Source organism: Salipiger sp. HF18, from assembly GCF_011806505.1.
In the GTDB taxonomy this organism is placed as follows: domain Bacteria; phylum Pseudomonadota; class Alphaproteobacteria; order Rhodobacterales; family Rhodobacteraceae; genus Salipiger; species Salipiger thiooxidans.
Genome location: NZ_JAATOS010000525.1, coordinates 1 through 2,702, shown reverse-complemented (window position 1 = coordinate 2,702; position 2,702 = coordinate 1). Strand labels below are relative to the sequence as shown.

Annotated in this window: 2 protein-coding genes and 1 pseudogene; all 3 read left to right on the top strand. The window is 66.3% G+C overall.

Annotation, left to right across the window (positions count from 1 at the left end; translation table 11 throughout):
- The first annotated feature begins 16 nt into the window (after positions 1-16).
- Positions 17-1,216, top strand: a pseudogene (locus HC022_RS23560) (ABC transporter substrate-binding protein).
- Positions 1,216-2,166, top strand: coding sequence for an ABC transporter permease (locus tag HC022_RS23555; RefSeq protein WP_167454024.1), 951 nt, complete (start codon positions 1,216-1,218; stop codon positions 2,164-2,166). Before HC022_RS23560 ends, HC022_RS23555 begins: the two are co-directional and overlap by 1 nt.
- The coding region (locus tag HC022_RS23550; RefSeq protein WP_167454023.1) for an ABC transporter permease at positions 2,163-2,702 on the top strand (540 nt) is incomplete at its 3' end. The genes HC022_RS23555 and HC022_RS23550, both read left to right, overlap by 4 nt.

The window sequence follows — 2,702 nt, the reverse complement described above, 5'->3', positions numbered from 1 at the left end:
GGCGGTCAAGTTCTCGCTGCTGCGCGTCAAGGAAGGCGAGCCCGCCTCGCCGCACGCGTGGAAGCTGGCGCTGCTCGACACCATCGACATCGTCGATCCGCTGACCATCAAGCTCACCTTCTCCGAGCCCTACGCCTTCCTGCCCGTCGCGCTGACCGGCTCCACCGGCCGCGCCGGTACCATCGTGAGCCCCGCCGCCGTGCAGCAGTACGGCGCCGACTACGGCCGCCATCCGGTCGGCACCGGCCCGTTCAAGTTCGTGTCGTGGAAAGAGAACGACGCCATCGAGCTCGAGGCCAACCCCGACTACTTCGAGCCCGGCATGCCCAAGCTCGAGCGCGTCACCTTCGTGCTGATGAACGAGGCCTCGACCGCGCTTGCCGCGCTCATGGCGGGTCAGATCGACGGCATGACCGACTGCCCGATGCAGCTGGTGGACCAGGTCGATGCCTTCCCGAACGCCACGCTCTACGGCGAAATCGAGGGCAACTACCCCTTTGTCGGGATGACATGAAACCGCGCGCCCTTCGACGACATCAACCTGCGCCGCGCCGTTGCATGGGCGCTGGATCGCGAGACCATCGTGCAGCAGGCCTATTTCGGGCGGGCCAAGAAGGCCTACACGCCGATCTCGCCGCCGATGACCAGCTTCTACGACCCGGACATCGCCACCAGCGGCCGCGGCCAGTGGTTCGACCTCGAGAAGGCCAAGGCGTTCCGTGCCAAGGCCGCGAACCAGGGCGAGATCGAGGCCACCTACGTGATGGCCGAGCGCGGCCCGGTCGGCACCCGCATCGCCCAGACCGTGGCGCCGATGCTGGCGCAGATCGGCATCAAGGCGAAGCTCGAGCTGGTCGAGCCCGCGACCTGGCTCAAGCGCCGCAACGAGTCGGATTTCGACCTCTACGACTTCGAGTGGGTGGCCGACCTCGACCCCGACGAGACCATCTACCCCGAGTTCCGCTCGGACGGGGCGTGGAATTTCGGCGGCTGGGTCAACACCGAGTTCGACGAACTCTGCGCGCAGGCGCAGGTGGTGCTCGACGTCGAAGAGCGGCGCCCGCTCTACTACAAGGCCGAGGACCTGCTGATGGATGAGGCCGGCATCGCCATCATGGCGCACATGCCCATCTACAAGGTGTTCTCGAACAAGGTTCAGGGGTTCGAGTACATCCCCGCCGACCTCGTGAACCTGCACACGGTGAGCCTCGCCTGATGCTACGACAGGCACTGGGAAAGATCGCGCAGACGCTTGTCGTTCTGTTCTTCGTCTCGGTGGCCAGCTTCGGACTTCTGAAGCTGGCGCCGGGCGATCCCATCCAGATCATGCTGGGATCGGAGTATTCGCAGGAAAGCTACGAGCAGCTCACCGCTCAACTCGGGCTCGACCAGCCCTTCCTCTCGCAATACGCCGACTGGGCATTGCGCTTCGTGCAGGGCGACTGGGGCACGTCCTATGTCGCGCGCACGGATATCTATACCTATGCCTTCAAGGAGGCGCTGCCCGTCACCCTGACGCTCGCCTCCTTCTCCCTCGCCTTCGCGATCCTGATCGGCGTGCCGCTGGGCGTGATCTCGGCGGTCAAGAAGGACACCGCGTTCGACGCGGGCTCAGCGGTGCTGGCACTGACCGGCACCGCCTTCCCCTCCTTCCTGCTCGGCATCCTGCTGATCTGGTTCTTCGCGGTGAAGCTGCAGCTCTTCCCGGTGATGGGCTACATCTCGCCGTGGCAGGATTTCTGGGGCGGCATCTACCACATGATCCTGCCGGGGCTGACGCTCTCGACCTATTTCATCGCGATGATCACGCGCCTCACCCGCGCCACGCTCATCGAGGTGATGGAGCAGCCCTACATCGCCGCCGCCCGCGCAAGGGGCGAGCCGTCGTGGCGGGTGATCTGGGTCCACGGCGTGCGCAACATCGCCATGCCGCTGGTCACCATCCTCGGGCTGCAACTCGGCACGCTCTTGCAGGGCACGGTGCTGACCGAGACCGTCTTCAATCTGCCCGGCATCGGCCAGATGCTGACCTCGGCGGTGCTGGGGCGCGAGTACATGGTGGTGCAGGCCGGCGTCATGATGACAGCCACGCTCTTCATCGGGGTGAACCTGCTGGTCGATCTCTCCTATCCCTTCCTCGATCCCCGTCTGAGGGCCCGCAAATGAGCCTTCCCTCCTCCGACGCCGCAACCACCCCCCTGCCGCGCGCCAAGGCGCCGCGCGGGCGCCGCTCGATGTTCCTGCGCCGTCCGTTCTTCACCGTCGCGCTGATCGTCGCCGCCGCCTACGTGCTGGCCGCCACCTTCGCGCCGCACGTGGCGCCCTTTGACCCGGTGAAGCAGGACTTCATGGCGATGATGCAGGGGCCGTCGCTCGCACATCCGCTGGGCACCGACAGCTACGGGCAGGACATCCTCTCGCGCGTCATCTACGGCGCCCGATACGCCCTGATCATCGGCATCTTCTCGGTGCTCATCGGTGCCGCCGGAGGCCTCGTGATCGGGCTGGCCGCCGGGCTCTCGGGCGGCTGGCTGGAATGGGCCCTGATGCGGCTCATCGACTCGATCCTTGCGCTGCCCTCGCTGATCCTTGCGGTGGCCTTCATCGCCATCCTCGGACAGGGCGTCGACAAGGTGGTCGTCGCCGTGGGCCTGTCGATGATCGGGCCCTTCGCCCGGACCGTGCGCGCCGACGTGATGCAG